Genomic DNA, 16,672 nt, shown 5'->3' on the forward strand with positions numbered 1-16,672 from the left:
CTTCCGATCGCAGCAAGACAGCTTCTGTCCGAGCGGTGTCTCGAACGTTCACGGCGGCGTAGCGCGGCGCCCGCCTTCGCCCTCAGGGCTTCGGCGCGGCAGCAGCCTTCATTCGCTTGGCTCTTGATGTGCGGCGCTGGCTTGCCGAGCCGAAGCTCGCGTCACTAACCTGCCTTCGGTTCAGTAGCACGCAGCCATCAATCCAAGTGGTGGGTACTGCCGATCGATTGCCACTAGCTCATCCCGCATCTGTACGATGATCCAATCCCGGATCTCAGCAGCGATCGGGCGCATCGGCCGGTTGCGCGGCGGCAGGAATTCGCAGACGCGGCGCGTGGTGGTCAGACGGTCGGAGGCCGGCACAAGCGCGCCGGTGAGCAGCCAGTGCGAGGCGACCGTCAACCATCCAAGCGCGATGCCCTGACCGAGCAGCGCGGCCTGCATCACGACGGCATAGTCGGTGAAGCTCAGCGCCTTGGCCGCGCCGCGGCGCCCCGTGAGAAGCGATGCATAATCCGCAGCCCAGTCGCCCGGCGTCTCGGCGAGGCGGATGATGGTGTTGCCCTCAGTGGGATCGGTCTCGCCGAGATAGCCGGGGCTGCACATCGGCAGCATGACTTCCTTCATGATCAGCGTGCCGCCGGAGGACGGCTCCTCGCGGTCGCGGAAGCGCATGCCGAGATCGACATTCTCCACCGGCCCGCGCAGCGCGCCGGAGATCAGCTGGAAGCGCAAATCGACCTTGGGAAATTGCTTCTGGAGCTTGTCGATCCGCGGCATCAGCCAATGCGTGGTGAAGGCGGAGGAGACCGACAGCGTCACCGTCTCGGTGCCCTTGCGCCGCCGCTCGATCTCGACGAGACCGCTCTCGATGCTGCGAAAGCCTTCGAGCACGCGGCGATAGAGCAGTTCGCCTTCCTCGGTGAGCACCGCGCGTCCCGCCTTGCGGTCGAACAGGCGAACGCCGAGATGCTCCTCGAACTGTCCGAGCATCCGGCTCACCGCAGGCTGCGTGACGTTCAGTTCGGCGGCAGCGGCCGTGAAGCTGCCGTTGCGCGCGGCTGCGTCGAAGACGAACAGGGCGTTACTAGACGGCAGCATACGGCGAAGCTCTGGCATAACGTCATATTATGATCGCGGTGAGAATTTGGCAATTGCCGGATTTTGCCAAGTCTGGTGTCATTGGCACGACAGCCTAAAGACAGGGCTTGCGAGAGAAGATTAGGTGCGGTGCACCACTTCAATCGTGAAGGGTCAGAATCCCTGTCTATAAAGCAGGCTTATGGCGCGCAGTGAGGCACGCCGTTGCAGGGACAGGCGAGGTCGATCGTTGGACAAACGAGCGGAAAGCGTCGAGATCAGGTCCGCGAGCAAGGCGTATGGCCCCGTCCGCGCCCTCGACGACGTGTCTCTCAATGTCGGCGCCGGTGAGTTCGTCTCGCTGCTCGGCCCGTCCGGTTCCGGCAAGACCACGCTGCTCGGCATCCTGGGCGGCTTCATCCTGCCCTCGAGCGGAACGATCCTGTTCGGCGGCCGCGACGTCACCTGGATGCCGCCGCACCAGCGCGACATCGGCGTAGTCTTCCAGAACTACGCGCTGTTCCCGCATATGAGCGTCGGCGAGAACGTCGCCTTTCCCCTGCGCGCGCGGCGCTTGCCGAAAGCGAGCTGGCCCGACAAGGTGCGCGCGGCGCTCGCGATGGTCGGCCTTGCCGGCTATGAAGAGCGCGGCATCGCGCAGCTCTCCGGCGGCCAGCGCCAGCGCGTGGCGCTGGCGCGCGCCATGATCTTCGAGCCGCGCCTGATCCTGATGGACGAGCCGCTCTCCGCGCTCGACAAGCAGCTTCGCGAATCCATGCAGATCGAGCTGCGCGCGCTGCATCGGCGCATCGGTGCCACCATCATCTATGTCACCCATGACCAGCGCGAGGCGCTGACCATGAGCGACCGTGTCGCCGTGATGCGGGACGGCAGGCTGATCCAGATCGACGAGCCCGCGCGCTTGCACGACCATCCCGCGGATTCCTTCGTCGCGAGCTTCATAGGCGAAGCGACGATGCTGCCGGTGCGCCGTGTCGATGCCTCCAGCGTCGCGCTCGGCAACGCGCTGCTACGCAGCGCCCGCGCCATTCCCAACGGCGACGCGCTGATGCTCGCCGTGCACAGCGAAAAACTGTTGATCGACGACGGCGCGCAGGATGCCGCCTGCAACCGGCTGAGCGGCACGGTCACCGACATCGTCTATCAGGGCGAGAGCCTGCGCATCTTCCTGGCGCTCGAAGGCGGCATCGCGCTCAGCCTGCGACAGCCGAGCTATCACCAGGCCTACAGCCGCATTCCGCCACTCGGCGGCAGCCTCACCGTCACCCTTCACCCCGAGGACACCATCATCGTGCCCCGAGTGGACTGAACCCTAGCCTGTCTAACCTGAGAGAAAAACGACATGTCGACCCAAGCCGCGTTCAGCAATTTCAAGGTCCTCACCTTCGACGTCGTCGGCACCTTGATCGATTTCGAAACCGGCGTGATCAACGCAGTGCGCAAGATCTCGGGCAAAACGCCGGCCGAGCTCAGCGACGATCAGATTTTCGAGCCCTACAAGCGCGGCCGCGACATGCACTACGAGCGCTCGAGCGAGGCGATGTTCCACGTCTATCGCCATCTCGCCAAGGAGCTCGGCCTGCCGTCTGACGACGCGTCGTGCGATGTCTTCCAGCTCTCGGTGCTGCGCTGGGGACCATTCGTGGACTCAGTCGAAGCACTGAAGCGCTTGCGCACGAAATTCCGGCTGGTGGCGATGACCAATGCGGACCGCGTCGCGCTCTCGTGTTACGCGCATGCTCTCGGCAATCCCTTCGACGACACCGTCTGCGCCGACGACACCGGGGTGGCAAAGCCCAATCCAGAGTTCTTCGCTTACAACAAGGGGCGTCAGTCCGCCTTCGGCTACAAGCAGTCCGACATTCTGCATGTCGCTCAGAGCCAGTACCACGACATCGGCATCGCGCGGAAGCTGGGCTACAAGGTGTGCTGGATCGAGCGCCGCCAGGGCATTGCCGGTTTTGGTGGCACGCCCGCGGTGGAGACGCTAACCAAGCCGGACTTCCATTATCCGACCTTGAAGGCACTGGCCGACGCAGCGATCGGGCCGGCGGCATAAATCCGTGAGCGAGGGCATGACACGGGACTGGAGCGCGCAGCCAACGGTCAACTCGCTGTGGGAAGCCACGGCGGAGCCGGCGCGCGATTGTCCCGTGCTGTCGGGCGAGCATCAGGCCGATGTGGTGATCATCGGCGCGGGCTATACCGGGCTCTCCGCCGCGCACCATATCGCCAAGAGCGGGCTCGCACCGATCGTGCTCGAGGCCAACCGCCCCGGCTGGGGCGCGAGCGGGCGCAACGGTGGCGTGATCACCGCAAAATTTCGCCTGTCGTTCCGTGAGATCGACGCCGTGCACGGCCGCGCGATGGCAAAGCGCATGTACGAGATCGCTCATGAATCGACCGACATGGTCGAGGAGCTGGTGTCCGAATTTGGTATCACCAGCGCAAACCTGACGCGCACCGGCCAGGTCAAGGCTGCCCACAACGAGACGACGCTCAAGGCGGCGATCGACGAAGCCAACTGGATGACGCGCGAGATGGGCTCCGCCGAGGTCCGCATCCTCGACAGAAGCGGCGTGCGCGAGGAGACCGGCTCCGACATTTTCGTCGGTGGCGTGCTCAATCCCGGCTCGGGCGGGATCCATCCGCTGAACTATCTGCGCGGCCTCGCCGATGGCGTGGCGCGCCGCGGTGTTCCGATCTTCCAGGAATCTCCGGTCGTCAAGCTGCGACGCGAGAACGGCGGCATCGTCGCCGAGACGCCGCAAGGCGCGGTGCGCGCGAAACAGGCGATCATCGCGACCAACAGCTATTCGGATTTGACCGGCGCGACCGCGCATCTGCAGCGCACGCTGATCCCGTTCCGCAGCGCCATGGTCGCGACCGAGCAGCTGCCGCGCAATCTCGCCGGAAAGCTGATGCCGACGGGGCGGACCTATACCGAGACCAAGCGCATGATGCGCTGGTTCCGCATGGTCGACAACCGCGTCATCTTCGGCGGCCGCGGTGCGTTCGGCAAGCAGGACTCCCAAGCCGCCTTCGACGCGCTGCGCAAGGCGATGGTCGGCATCTTCCCTGATCTGGCCGACGTTCCGCTCGCCTACACATGGTCGGGCCTCGTGGCGATGACGCTGGACTCGGTGCCGCATGTCGGCCGGCTCGACGACCGCACGCTGGTCTCGCTGGGCTACAACGGCGCCGGCGTGGCGATGTCGAGCCTGATGGGCCGCTATCTCGCCGCCTTCGTGCGCGGCGAGAGCCTCGATGTCGGCCTGCTCGATGTCAGCCGCATGAAGACCATTCCGTTCTATCCGCTGCGCGAGCCCGCCGTGCGCATGGTCGCCGGCTGGTACCAGTTTCTCGATGCGATCGGTCAGTGAGATTGATTTGGAGGAGGTGAGGATGACGATGAAGCAGAAGTTTGGACTGGGCTGCGCGCTGCTGGGCGCGATCGGATTGAGCAGTGCGGCTGATGCCGCCGAGCAGATCACTTTCGTCTCGCAGGGCGGCGCCTATCAGCAGGCGCAGACGGTGGCGATCCTCGATCCCTCCGCCAAGAAGCTCGGCATCACCATCAACCAGGATTCCATCCCCGACGCCTGGCCCGCGATCAAGACCCAGGTCGGCAGCGGCAAGCCGATCTGGGACGTCGTCGACACCCCGACCGGCAACTGCCTGCGTGGCGGCGAGCAGGGGCTGATGGAGAAGCTCGACTTCTCGAAGATCCCGAACGGCGCGGCGATGCCGGAGGCGTATCGCAGTCCCTATTCGGTCTCCTATGAGTTCTATTCCAGCGTGCTGGCCTACAGCCAGAAGACGTTCCCGAAGGACGCGCCGAATAGCTGGGCCGATTTCTGGGACGTGAAGAAATTCCCCGGCCGCCGCGCGCTGCGCAACCATCCCTTCGCAACGCTCGAGGCCGCGTTGATGGCCGACGGCGTCGCACCGGACAAGCTCTATCCGCTCGACGTCGACCGCGCCTTCAGGAAGCTGGAGGAGATCAAGCCGCACATTACGGTGTGGTGGACCTCGGGCGCGCAGTCGGCGCAGTTGCTCAACGACGGCGAGATCGACATGGAGATGGCCTGGAACGGCCGCGTCAGCGCGGTCGCCAAGGAAGGCGCCAAAGTCTCCTTCACCTACAATCAGGGCATTTTGCAGAGCACCTCGCTCTGCATCCTCAAGGGCGCGCCGAATCTCGCCACGGCGGTGAAATTCCTCAACGAGGCCGTCGATCCCGTACACCAGGCCAACCTGCCACTCCACATCGACTACGGCCCGGGCAATCCAAAGGCTTTCGAAACGAATGTGATCAAGCCCGAGCGTGCCGCGCAATTGCCGAGCGAGCCGGCCAACGCGGCCAAGCAGGCGCTGATGTCCTACGCCTGGTGGTCCTCGCCTGCGGGCGAAGCCGCCGAGAAGCGCTGGGCGTCCTTCATGCAGAAGTGAGCGAGGCGAGACCGCGTTGACGACATCAATGTCAGATCCATCGCAAAAGCATCAGCGCCGTGAGAACGGGCTGATGCTGGCATTGGTGTCGCCGGCGCTGCTCGTGATCCTGGCCCTGATCGTGCTGCCGGTCGGCTGGCTCGCCTGGCAGTCGGTCTACCATGACGGTTTCACGCTGGAGAACTATCGCCGCGTTTTCACCGAGGACATCTACTGGCGCAGCTTTGCGCTGACCTTCGAGATCAGCCTTGCGGTGACGGTGATCGCGCTGCTGCTCGGTTATCCCGTAGCCTATCTCGCCAATTCGGTGCCGAAGGGCTGGAGCATCCTCATTCTCTCGCTGGTGGTGCTGCCGTTCTGGACCAGCGTGCTGGTCCGCGCCTATGCCTGGCTGGCGCTGCTCCAGCGCACCGGCGTGATCAACCAGTTCCTGCGCTATCTCGATGTGATCGGCGAACCGCTGGCGCTGGTTCACAACACCTTCGGCACGGTGGTTGCGACCGTGCATATCCTTCTGCCCTTCATGGTGCTGCCGCTCTATGCCACCATGCAGAAGATTCCGAACGATCTGATGCAGGCCGGCGCCAGTCTGGGCGCGAGCCCGTCGTTGACCTTCTTTCGCGTGTTCCTGCCGTTGTCGCTGCCGGGTGTGCTCGCCGGCTGCACCATGGTGTTCGTGCTTTGCCTCGGCTTCTACATCACGCCGGAGCTGCTCGGCGGCGGCCGCACCGTGATGGTGTCGATGCTGGTGAGCCGCAATGTCGAGCTCTACAATCAGTTCGGCGCCGCGAGCGCGGTTGCCGTGGTGCTGCTCCTGAGCGTGCTCGCGATCTTCTTCGTCGTCAGCCGCTTCATCTCGCTCGATCGCGTGTTGGGGCAGAAATGATGCGCACCTCGCCCGCACGAATGGCCCTCTACGTGATCAGCACGCTGGTGCTGGTCTATCTGATCCTTCCCGTCCTGATCATCGCGCCGATCTCCTTCTCCAGCGCGCGCTTCCTGACCTTCCCGCCGCCGTCCTTCTCGCTGCGCTGGTACGAGCAATATTTCTCGAACTCCGCCTGGATGCAGGCGACGCGGGTGACGCTGACGGTCGCGCTCCTCACCGTCGTGATCGCGACGCCGTTCGGTGTGGCCGCCGCCTACGCCATCAGCCAGTCCAAGCTGCGGATCATGCGCCTCATCCACATGGCGCTGCTGCTGCCGCTGGTGGTGCCGATCATCATTACCGCGGTCGGCATCTTCTTCGTTTATGCCAAGGTCGGCCTGGTCGCGACCATGCCCGGCCTCGTGCTGGCGAACGTGATGCTGGGCCTGCCCTATGTCGTGATCTCCGTGCTGGCCGGCCTGCAGAGCTTCGATCCCGCCCAGGAGATGGTGGCGCGCAGCCTCGGCATGAACCGCCTGCGCAGCTTCTTCGCGGTGACGCTGCCGCAGATCAAATCCAGCGTGGTCGCCGGCGGCATCTTCGCCTTCATCTCGGCGATGGACGAGACGATCGTCGCGCTGTTCATCTCCGGCGGCCAGTATCAGCCGCTGACCAAACGCATGTTCACCGCGCTCCGCGACGAAATCGACCCGACCATCGCCGCGATCTCGACGCTGATGACGGCGGCGTCCTTCGTGCTGGTGCTGCTCGCAACTGGGCGACGCCGTAGGAATGCCTGACGTATCGCGAATATGGCATCAGAGCTAACGCATGGCGAAATGCCCGAAGCCAACGACTTCGGCAGCCTGTTGCTGGAGTAGGAATTACGCCATCCGCAAATTTGCGGCTGCGGGGCATCGGTATCGACGGGCGTCCAGGTGCCGTACGTCCTGGCCGGTTTGCCGAGTCCAAAAGGATTGGACATCGCCAATCTGCACGTTCCGCTTGCAGGTTCGCAACCATCGAGTGACCGTTCCGCCCACAAAAGTGCAACCTGCCGCCAGAGCTCCTCTTGCGAAAATTCCGCCGAATCTACGATCGCGAGGAAGATCGTGCCATATAGAAGCCAGCAAAGTAGCTTGAGGATAGTCGAAGCATCACTCGATGCCAGGAAGCGCAGCATTCTGCTGCTGTGGCCAACAGCTATGAAGTGAAACCATTGATCCCGCTGGTGGGCCCGGCAGGACTCGAACCTGCAACCAGACCGTTATGAGCGGCCGGCTCTAACCATTGAGCTACAGGCCCCGCCGCGAGACGGTTCGCGGGAACGCGGCCGGCAACGGTGCGCGGTTCGTTTACAGGGATGGCGGCGGGGGTGCAATGCCGGCCTCATCGAGACGGAACGCGCGCCTGCGCGGCAAGTGCTTGCGTCGGAGGATCATTGAGTTCGGAATAGTCGTATTCTGCCAGTGTGTTGCCCGACGAGTCAAATCCCGTCTTGCGATGAGCCGGCCAGAGGCTCTCTTTGCGCTTTCCTAACCTATTGTGATTCCTGACTTCTTCTACTGTGCATGGGGTTGTTTTCGCGATTTTTATGTTGAGGGGGCTGACGGCGCCCCCCTCAAACGTCTTGCCGGGCAAGCGATGGTCCCGCGTCGGCCCGGACTGTTAGTCCACCGACACCCCGGCGAACTCCACCACCTTGCGCCACTTCTCGGTCTCATCAGTGACCAGCTTGCCGAACTCGGCTGATGTCATCGGCTTGGGAAGGCCGCCGACTTCAGTGAGGCGCGCCACCAGCTTCGGGTCCTTCAGCGCTTCGCCGACGGCCTTGTTGAGGATCTCGATCACTTCGGGCGGCGTGCCCTTCGGCGCGGAGATGCCGTAGAAGCCGACCGATTCGAAGCCCGGCACGGTCTCGGCGATCGCGGGAACGTCGGGCACGCTCGGCCAGCGCTGCGGCGAGGTCACGCCCAGCGCGCGGACATTGCCCCCCTTCACCTGCTCCAGCGCGGAGGGCAGATTGTCGAAGATCAGCTGCACCTTGTTGGAGATGATGTCGGGGAAGGCGATGGCCGAGCCGCGATAGGGCACGTGCACCATGTCGCACTTCGTCATCACCTTGAACAGCTCGGCCGACATGTGCACCGAGGTGCCGTTGCCGGACGAGGCAAAGGAGATCTTGCCGGGATTGGCCTTGCAGTAGTCGACGAACTCCTGGACCGTCTTGGCCGGAAACGCGTTGGAGACGACCAGCATGTTGGTGAGCTGCATAATGCTCGCGACCGGCACGGTGTCGCGCAAGAAGTCGAACGGCAGCTTCTTGTAGAGCGAGGTCGAGATCGCGTTGTTGGGCGCGACGAACAGCAGCGTGTAGCCGTCGGGCGGCGAGTTGATCGCGGCGGCGGCAGCGATGTTGCCGCCGGACCCCGTGCGGTTCTCGACGATGAATTGCTGGCCGAGACGGTCCGACAGCCACTGCGCCATGATCCGCGCCACGATGTCGACCGGGCCGCCGGCGGCAAATCCAATCAGCCAGTGCACGGGGCGGTCGGGATAGGCGGCGGAGGCGGGAGGCGTGGCGCTGAAAAGACCTAAAAGGACTGTGAGCCCGAAAAAACCGCACCGCAAAATTCGCAACATGCCGCCTCCCATTGTTCTATTGTCGTTGGCGACATGCTTTCACAAAATCCGCTCCCTGCCTACATCGCCGCAAGTCGGTGTTGACGCAGGTCCGTGAGGGACGACCATGAGATTCGCGATCCTCACCCTTCTCGGCGCGGCGCTGCTCGCAAGCCCCGTTGCTGCTCAAACCGGAGGCACGGCCATTCCGACCACGACGATCAGCTTGGGCACCGCGACGCCCGGCGGCGGCTTTCCGCTCTATGGCAACGCTTTTGCGGAGGTGATGAACGCGGCCGATCCGCAAATCTCCATCGCGCCCCGCAACACCAAGGGCAGCAACGAGAACATTCCGCTCTTGGAGAAGGGCGAGCTCGATCTCGCGCTGGTCGCGGGCGAGCCGGCCTACGAGGCCTTCGCCGGCATCGGCCGTGCGCCTGTGCGCCTGAAGATTCTCACCGCGATCTATTCCAATCCCGGCATGTTCGTGGTTCGCGCGGACAGTCCCTACAGGACGATCCGCGATCTCGTCGGCCAGCCCGTTGCGTTCGGCGCCAAGGGCTCGGGCCTGCCGATCCTGGCGCGCTATGTGCTGGATGGGCTCGGCCTGAAGCAGGACGAGGACTTCAAGGCCATCTATCTCGACCGCGCCGGCGACGGCCCCGCGATGGTCGAGGACGGCCGCGTTGCCGCGCTCTGGGGTGCCGGCATCGGCTGGCCCGGCTTTGCCGCGGTCGCATCGAGCGCGTCAGGCGCGCGCTTCATCGCGCCTGACGCCGAGGAGATCGCGCGCATCCGCGCCAAGCATTCCTTCCTGAAGCCACTGACGGTGCCGGCGGGTAGCTATCCAAAGCAGGACGCGCCGATCGCCTCGCTGGGGTCCTGGAGCTTCGTGCTGACGCGCGAGGATCTGCCTGACGATGTCGCCTATCGCCTGGCAAAGACGCTGCACGGCAATGAGGCGACTTTCTGCAAGAAGCTCGCCCAGGCCTGCGAGACGACGGCGTCGAACACGGTTGCAGCGGCGCCGAGGCCGGAGCTGATCCATCCCGGCGTGATGAAGTATTTTCGCGAGATCGGGGTGGTGAAATAGCGAATGGCGAGCGGTGAGTAGCGAATGGAGTTGGTCCATTCGCCACTCCCTATTCGCCACTCGCCAAACTCACTTCTTCATCATCGCACACGCCTGGTCCGGCGGACCGAACGCCTTGTCGCCCGAGATGGTCGTGAGGATCTTGTAATAGTCCCACGGATATTTGCTCTCCTCCGGCGTCTTCACCTGCACCAGCCAGAGATCGTGCACCATCAGATTGTCCTCCCGCAGCTTGCCGTTGCGGGCAAAGAAATCCTCGATCGGCTTCTCGCGCATCTTGGCGGCGACCTTGAGCGGATCGTCGGTGCCGGCTTCCTTGATGGCGTTGAGATAGTGCATCACGGATGAATAGACGCCGGCCTGCCACATCGACGGCATCTTGTTCATCTTGGCGAAATAGCGCTTCGACCATTCGCGGGTCTTGTCGTCCATGTCCCAATAGAACGACGTCGTCAGCAGCAGGCCCTGCGCCGCCTGCAGGCCGAGACCGTGGATGTCGGTGATCAGCGCCAGCAACGCCGCCATCTGCTGGCCGCCCTTGAACACGCCGAACTCCGAGCCGGTCTTGATCTCGTTCATGTTGTTGGGCGGGCCGGCCGCGATGCCGATGATCTTGGCCTTGGAGGCCTGCGCCTGCAGCACGAAGGAAGAGAGATCAGGTGTTGCCAGCGGCGGCCGCACCGAGCCCAGCACCTTGCCGCCATTGGCGGTGACGACCGCGGACGCATCGCGCTCGAGCGAATGGCCGAAGGCGTAATCGTCGGTGATGAAGAACCAGCTGTCGCCGCCGCGCTTGACCACGGCGTCCGCGGTGCCGACCGCGAGCGCGCGGGTGTCGAACACCCACTGGATCGCATAAGGCGAGCAGAACTTGCCGTGGAAATCCGCGGTACCGGTGGAGTGGGTGATGAACAGCCGCTTCTTCTCATTGGCGACGTTCTGCACCGCGAGGCCGACCGCGGAGACCGGCACGTCGACGATCAGGTCGACCTGGTCGACGTCGTACCAGCGCCGCGCGATGGTGCCGCCGATATCGGCCTTGAGCTGGTGGTCGCCGATCACGATGCTGATCGGCTTGCCGAGCACGGTGCCGCCGAAATCGTCGATCGCCATCTGCGCCGCCGTCACCGAGCCCTGGCCGGTCGGCGCGGAGGCCGGGCCGTTCATGTCGGTGAGCACGCCGATCTTGACGAGGTTGTCGGAAACCTGCGCCGATGCCGCGCCGGACAGCAGCGCCGCCGTCAAGGCGGCCGCGACCGGCAGTCCAAATCTGATTGGATTCATGCTTGTCCTCCCCTGATCCGGCACGTTGGCCGGTGTTGCCCCGGGTATGCCCGGCTGAATTGGTTTCTTTTGCAACTATTTTGGGGCGGGCGTCAATGTCAGGCTGCGAAGCGGATCCGCCCCGCGGGTGAGGGATCGTAGCCGGTCAGCTCCTCGGCGCGCTGGCGCAGCCGCCGTTCGTTCAGGAATCCGATCAAGGCCTGCATGGCGGGGCGGAAATAGCTGCGCTGCCGCATCGCGAGGTCAAAATTCTCCCAGACCAGCGGCACGAAATCGAGGCCGGCCGAACGCGCGGCGGCGCGCGTCGCGATGCCGCAATCGGCCTGGCCGGCGCGGACCAGTTCGGCAAGATCCGGTCCGGTGAGGGCCGGCGTCTCGACCCGGCGCAAATCCCGCGTCGTGGCGCCCGCGCGCTTCAGCAGCGCGTCGAGCAGCATCTGCGCGCCCGTGCCCTGTTGCCGCATCGCCATCCGGGCGCCGAGCGCGAGCACGTCAGTCAGGCCGTGCAGGTGCTTGGGATTGCCCTGCGGCAGCACGAGACCCTGTTCGCGGCGCACGAATGCGACCAGCACCGCATCATGCAAATCCGGGGCGGCCCGCAGCGCTTCGACACTGGCATCCCCCGTGAGATCGTCGGAAGCATCCAGGCCGTGAAAATGTATCGCCGCCGCCATCACCTCGTTGCGCTGCAAGCGCTCGAGCCCGCGCACGCTGCCCTCGCTCATCGATCCCAGGCCCGAGCCGGATTCGCGTAAGGCCCAATCCAGCAGCTCGTCCTGGCTGCCGCCCACGACCGGCGGCGGCTCCGCGATCAGCATGCCGGCCGGACGCGCGAGGCCCGAGAGCACCCAGAGATCGAGTTCGTGGCGCGGGAAGAGCCACTTCCCGGTCACCTTGGTGCAGGGGATCGCGCCAGTGGTGACGAGTTCGTAGAGCTTGCGTTCGCCGAGCCGAAGATAGTCGGCGGCTTCGCTGGTCGTCAGGAATTCCATCCTGCATTCCTATGCAAATTCTTGCTTCTTTTTGACGTCTAACGCAGGTGGAATTCTGCATTTCAATTCGTGTCGCCAGGAACCATGCCCGATCATCTCGCTGCTTTGCAACACATCCTCGCACGCGATTTCTGCCTTGGTGAACGATCCTAAAGCGCGCGCAGCTTTGCCAAAATTTCCCGATTGGGAGAGCGCATCGGCGCCAACGCGTCACGAGCGCGGCGCAATCAATCACCATCATGATCAGGTCATAGCCAATGGGAACCTGAGTATGGGCCGCCTGTCCGTTGCATTCGCGCTCTTCTGCGGCCTCACCGCGGGCGGTGCGGCGTCATCCGCCGAGGACCGCGGCTTTGTCCTTGCCACGACGACCGCGACACAGGATTCCGGCCTGCTCGACTATCTGCTGCCGATCTTCCGCGACAAGACCGGCATCGACGTGACGGTGATCGCGCGGCGCGCCGACGAGGTGCTCGACGGGCCGCGAAGGGGCGAGGCCGACGTCGTGCTGATGCATGCGCGGCCGCAGGAGGAGAAATTCGTCGCCGACGGATTTGGCGTGAAGCGTTTTGACGTGATGTACAACGACTATGTGCTGATCGGGCCGAAGAACGATCCCGCCGGCGTCAAGGGCAAGGACATCGCGACGGCGCTGAAGGCGATCGAGGCCAAGGGCGCGCCGTTCGTGACGCGCGGCGATCGGTCGGGCACCCATGCTGCGGAGCTGGCGCTCTGGATCGTCGCCGGCATCGACATCGCCGGGGCCAAGGGCGCCTGGTATCGCGAGGCCGGGCAGGGCATGGCCTCGGCGCTCGACGCCGCGCGCGCCGCCAATGCCTATGTGCTGTCGGATCGCGGCAGCTGGATTGCCTTCAAGGATCGCGGCGATCTCGATATCGTCGTCGAAGGCGACCGGCGGCTGCTCAATCAGTATGGCGTGATGCTGGTGAACCCCGAGAAGTTTCCGAACGTGAAGAAGGATCTCGCGCAGACCTTCATCGATTGGCTGACCTCGCCGGAGGGGCAGACGGCGATCGCAGGCTACAAGGTCGACGGACAGCAGTTGTTCTTCCCCAATGCGGACCGGTCGGGCGGTTGACGTCGGCATCGCCGGTGGTTGCCAAACCGGGCGATGCATGGTCCACCATGGCGCATGACCCAGCGCCTGCCGCCATCGCTGACGCCGCTCGACACCGCGCTCGCCGCGTTGCTGAGCGGGCTTGAGCCGCTTGCACCGGTGGAGTTGCCGTTGAGCGAAGCGGCCGGCTGCATCGCGGCGGGCACGCCGCTGCTTGCGGCCCGTCCGCATCACGACATCGCCGCCACGGACGGCTGGGCGCTCTGCGCCAACGATCTCGTCGGCGCGTCCTCTTATTCGCCGCTGCCTTTGACACAAGCGCCCGCATGGGTCGAGGCTGGTGACCCGATGCCCGCCGGCTGCGACTGTGTGCTCGATTCCGACGCGGTCGATGCATCGGGGCCACTTGTGCAGGTGCTGGCGGAGGGCGTGCCGGGGCAGGGCGTCAGGCGTGGCGGCAGCGACATCGCGGAGCGCATGCCGGCCGGCGCCGAGGGCCAACCGGTCGTCGCAGCCGATCTCCTGCTCGCACGCATTGCCGGTTTGGACAAAATCGGCGTGCGTCGGCCCCGGCTGCGCATCGTCAACGTGCCGGGTGCAACGGCAACGATGCATATGATCGCCGGGATCGCGCGCGCTGCGGGACTGGATGTGAAGACGTATGAGACCGGCGCGCGCGATGCGGCGTCGATTGCCGATGCGCTCGATACGTCCTCCTGCGATCTGATCCTGACGCTCGGCGGCAGCGGCGTTGGCCGCGGCGATGCGGCCGTCGCGGCGCTGGCTCAGCGTGGTCATGTGATCGCCCACGGTCTTGCGCTTCAGCCCGGGCGTACGGCCGCGGTCGCGAAGCTCGGAAAGGTTCCCGTCGTCGCCTTGCCAGGCTCGCCGGATCATGCGTTGGCAGCGTGGCTCGCGCTCGTGCTTCCGCTCGTCGACCGATTATCGGCGCGCCGGCCGCGCCGGCAGGTGAGCCTGCCGCTTGCGCGAAAAATCGCGTCCACCGTCGGCATCGCCGAGATCGCTTTGCTGGCCCAGGAACATCGCGCGTGGATGCCGCTTGCCGTGGGCGAATGGCCGCTCCAGGCTATTGCCGGTGCGGACGCATGGCTGCTCATTCCCGCCACGGACGAGGGATTTGCGGCGGGCGTGCCGGTCGATGCCTATCTGATGCGGGAATGATATGGATTTTGACATGTCGATGAACCCGCAATCGCAAATCCGCAGCGCGCTCGAACAAGAGCAGTTCCTCAAGATCCTCTCGCGCGAGGAGGCCTTGGCGCGCTTCCAGGCCGCGTTGTTCCCGCGCGCCGTTCCGAGCGAAAAGCGCAAGCTCGGCGATGCGCTCGGCGTGGCGCTCGCTGAAGACATCACTGCGCCGATCGACGTTCCCCCTTTCGATCGCTCCAATGTCGACGGTTTTGCCGTGCGCTCGGCCGACCTTGCGGCGGCTGGCGAAGGCGCTCCCCGGCGCCTCACGCTGAACCGCGAGACCATCCACTGCGGCACCGCGCCAAGGATGCAAGTGGCGGCGGGAACCGCAACGCCGATCGCCACCGGCGGTCCGTTGCCGCGTGGCGCCGACGCGGTCGTCATGGTCGAGCACACCCAGCCGGTTGGACCCGATGCAATCGACGTCCGCCGTGCCGTCTCGCCGGGACAATTCGTGTCGTACGCCGGATCCGACATTGCGCGCGGCGAGGCGCTGCTGCGTGCCGGCACGATCATCGGCTCGCGCGAGATCGGCATGCTCGCGGCTTGCGGCATTGCCGAGGTGACCGTCGCGCGCAAGCCGCGGGTTGCGGTGATCTCCACCGGTGACGAACTGGTTCAGCCCGGCGGGGCTCTTCCGCCCGCCGCGATCTACGATACCAACGGCGCCATCGTCGCCGCCGCGATCGACGAGAATGGCGGCGAGGCGATCTTCCTCGGCGCCATTCCGGACGATGAGGCGAAACTCGAATCCGCCATGCGCCGCGCGCTCGCCGAGTCCGATATGCTGGTGCTGTCCGGCGGCACCTCGAAAGGCGCAGGCGACCTTTCCCATCGCATCATCGGCCGGCTCGGCCAGCCCGGCATCATCGCGCATGGCGTTGCGCTCAAGCCTGGCAAGCCGTTGTGTCTTGCGGTGTGCGACGGCAAGCCGGTGGTGATCCTGCCGGGCTTTCCGACCTCGGCGATGTTTACCTTCCACGACATGATCGTGCCGGTGCTGCGCAAGCTGGCCGGCTTGCCGCCGCGCTCGGATGCCAAGGTGAATGCGACCGTCCCGGTGCGCATTGCGTCCGAGCTCGGCCGCACCGAGTTCGTCATGGTGTCGCTGGTCGAGGGCAGCGACGGCCTGATTGCCTATCCCTCCGGCAAGGGGTCTGGCGCAATCACGTCCTTTGCGCAGGCCGACGGCTTTTTGCGCATCGACGCGCTCGCCGACCAGATGCCGGCCGGGACCGAAGCCGAGGTGACGCTGTTCACGCCGCATGTGCGCGTGCCCGATCTCGTCATCGTCGGCAGCCACTGCACCGGCCTCGATCTCGTCACCGCCCAGCTCGCGCATGCCGGCCTGACCGTGCGCTCGATCGCCGTCGGCAGCCTCGGCGGACTCGCGGCCGCAAAGCGCGGCGAATGTGATCTTGCGCCGATCCATCTGTTCGATGACAAGAGCGAGACTTACAATTCGCCCTATCTCGTCGAGGGCCTCGAGCTCGTGCCGGGCTGGCGGCGGATGCAGGGCATCGTCTTCCGCAAGGACGACGGGCGTTTCGAGGGCCTCGATGCGAAGGAGGCCGTCGCCGCTGCTCTCGCTGATCCCGCCTGCATCATGGTCAACCGTAACCAGGGCGCCGGCACGCGCATCCTGATCGACCGGCTGCTCGGTGGCGCGCGGCCGGAAGGCTACTGGAACCAGCCACGGTCGCACAATGCAGTCGTGGCAGCTGTTGCGCAGCACCGTGCCGACTGGGGCATGACCATTGCGCCGGTCGCCCAAGCGGCCGGCCTCGGTTTCATTCCGTTCGCGGAAGAGCACTATGACTTCGCGCTGGTCACGGCGCGCAAAGACCGGCCGGCGGTGCAGGCGTTTCTCGATGCGCTTGGCTCGAACGAGGCCCGCGCCGCGCTGGAGCGCGCCGGATTCCGGCCTGCGTAGCGACGGCGCAGCAGACCTCGCGCATCAAATATCCGGG

General features: G+C 65.1%; 14 protein-coding genes and 1 tRNA gene. 10 read left to right on the top strand and 5 right to left on the bottom strand.

Translation table 11 applies throughout. The features are described from left to right. Nucleotides 1-180: 180 nt before the first annotated feature. Complete coding sequence (locus RAD04_RS10680; protein WP_461623752.1) at nucleotides 181-1,119, bottom strand: LysR family transcriptional regulator; 939 nt, start codon at nucleotides 1,117-1,119, stop codon at nucleotides 181-183. A gap of 211 nt (nucleotides 1,120-1,330) precedes the next feature. Here RAD04_RS10680 and RAD04_RS10685 point away from each other — a divergent pair, with 211 nt between their 5' ends. Genes RAD04_RS10685 through RAD04_RS10710 form a run of 6 tightly spaced genes read left to right on the top strand, consistent with a single transcriptional unit; the run spans nucleotide 1,331 to nucleotide 7,221 of the window. Then, a complete protein-coding gene (locus RAD04_RS10685) occupies nucleotides 1,331-2,410 on the top strand; it encodes an ABC transporter ATP-binding protein (protein ID WP_461623753.1) in 1,080 nt (359 codons plus the stop codon). A gap of 33 nt (nucleotides 2,411-2,443) precedes the next feature. After that, the gene (locus tag RAD04_RS10690; RefSeq protein ID WP_018316998.1) at nucleotides 2,444-3,160 is read left to right on the top strand and encodes an HAD family hydrolase; all 717 of its coding nucleotides are present in this window, start codon (nucleotides 2,444-2,446) and stop codon (nucleotides 3,158-3,160) included. A gap of 16 nt (nucleotides 3,161-3,176) precedes the next feature. Next, nucleotides 3,177-4,484: an NAD(P)/FAD-dependent oxidoreductase gene (locus tag RAD04_RS10695; protein WP_461623754.1), complete on the top strand. Its 1,308-nt coding sequence runs from the start codon at nucleotides 3,177-3,179 to the stop codon at nucleotides 4,482-4,484. A 22-nt stretch (nucleotides 4,485-4,506) separates the two neighbouring features. Continuing rightward, the gene (locus RAD04_RS10700; RefSeq protein ID WP_461623755.1) at nucleotides 4,507-5,553 is read left to right on the top strand and encodes an ABC transporter substrate-binding protein; all 1,047 of its coding nucleotides are present in this window, start codon (nucleotides 4,507-4,509) and stop codon (nucleotides 5,551-5,553) included. A gap of 28 nt (nucleotides 5,554-5,581) precedes the next feature. After that, nucleotides 5,582-6,439 carry an ABC transporter permease gene (locus tag RAD04_RS10705; RefSeq protein ID WP_461623756.1) on the top strand — a complete coding sequence of 286 codons (858 nt, stop codon included), beginning with the start codon at nucleotides 5,582-5,584 and terminating at the stop codon, nucleotides 6,437-6,439. Then, the gene (locus RAD04_RS10710) at nucleotides 6,436-7,221 is read left to right on the top strand and encodes an ABC transporter permease (RefSeq protein ID WP_461623757.1); all 786 of its coding nucleotides are present in this window, start codon (nucleotides 6,436-6,438) and stop codon (nucleotides 7,219-7,221) included. Before RAD04_RS10705 ends, RAD04_RS10710 begins: the two co-directional genes overlap by 4 nt. Before the next feature lie 429 nt (nucleotides 7,222-7,650). On the opposite strand, the gene RAD04_RS10715 is transcribed toward RAD04_RS10710, so the two are convergent. After that, nucleotides 7,651-7,726 (bottom strand) — tRNA-Ile (locus RAD04_RS10715). Nucleotides 7,727-8,089: 363 nt separating this feature from the next. Next, the gene (locus RAD04_RS10720; protein WP_461623758.1) at nucleotides 8,090-9,064 is read right to left on the bottom strand and encodes a Bug family tripartite tricarboxylate transporter substrate binding protein; all 975 of its coding nucleotides are present in this window, start codon (nucleotides 9,062-9,064) and stop codon (nucleotides 8,090-8,092) included. Nucleotides 9,065-9,170: 106 nt separating this feature from the next. Here RAD04_RS10720 and RAD04_RS10725 point away from each other — a divergent pair, with 106 nt between their 5' ends. Further along, nucleotides 9,171-10,136, top strand: coding sequence for a TAXI family TRAP transporter solute-binding subunit (locus tag RAD04_RS10725; protein ID WP_461623759.1), 966 nt, complete (start codon nucleotides 9,171-9,173; stop codon nucleotides 10,134-10,136). 69 nt (nucleotides 10,137-10,205) lie between these two features. On the opposite strand, the gene RAD04_RS10730 is transcribed toward RAD04_RS10725, so the two are convergent. Together RAD04_RS10730 and RAD04_RS10735 are read right to left on the bottom strand one after the other, a co-directional pair. Next, nucleotides 10,206-11,420: an ABC transporter substrate-binding protein gene (locus tag RAD04_RS10730; RefSeq protein ID WP_461623760.1), complete on the bottom strand. Its 1,215-nt coding sequence runs from the start codon at nucleotides 11,418-11,420 to the stop codon at nucleotides 10,206-10,208. Nucleotides 11,421-11,518: 98 nt separating this feature from the next. Further along, nucleotides 11,519-12,412: a substrate-binding domain-containing protein gene (locus tag RAD04_RS10735; RefSeq protein WP_461623761.1), complete on the bottom strand. Its 894-nt coding sequence runs from the start codon at nucleotides 12,410-12,412 to the stop codon at nucleotides 11,519-11,521. A 271-nt stretch (nucleotides 12,413-12,683) separates the two neighbouring features. On the opposite strand from RAD04_RS10735, the gene RAD04_RS10740 reads away from it, so the two are divergent. From RAD04_RS10740 to RAD04_RS10750, 3 genes are read left to right on the top strand one after another with little or no spacing between them, the layout of a single operon-like run. Beyond that, complete coding sequence (locus RAD04_RS10740) at nucleotides 12,684-13,511, top strand: ABC transporter substrate-binding protein (RefSeq protein WP_461623762.1); 828 nt, start codon at nucleotides 12,684-12,686, stop codon at nucleotides 13,509-13,511. A 54-nt stretch (nucleotides 13,512-13,565) separates the two neighbouring features. Next, nucleotides 13,566-14,672: a molybdopterin-binding protein gene (locus RAD04_RS10745; protein WP_461623763.1), complete on the top strand. Its 1,107-nt coding sequence runs from the start codon at nucleotides 13,566-13,568 to the stop codon at nucleotides 14,670-14,672. Nucleotides 14,673-14,685: 13 nt separating this feature from the next. Further along, nucleotides 14,686-16,635, top strand: a complete 1,950-nt coding sequence (locus RAD04_RS10750; RefSeq protein WP_461623764.1) for a molybdopterin biosynthesis protein — start codon at nucleotides 14,686-14,688, stop codon at nucleotides 16,633-16,635. The last annotated feature ends 37 nt before the right edge of the window (nucleotides 16,636-16,672 follow it).

Source organism: Bradyrhizobium sp. 25ACV (genome assembly GCF_054863005.1).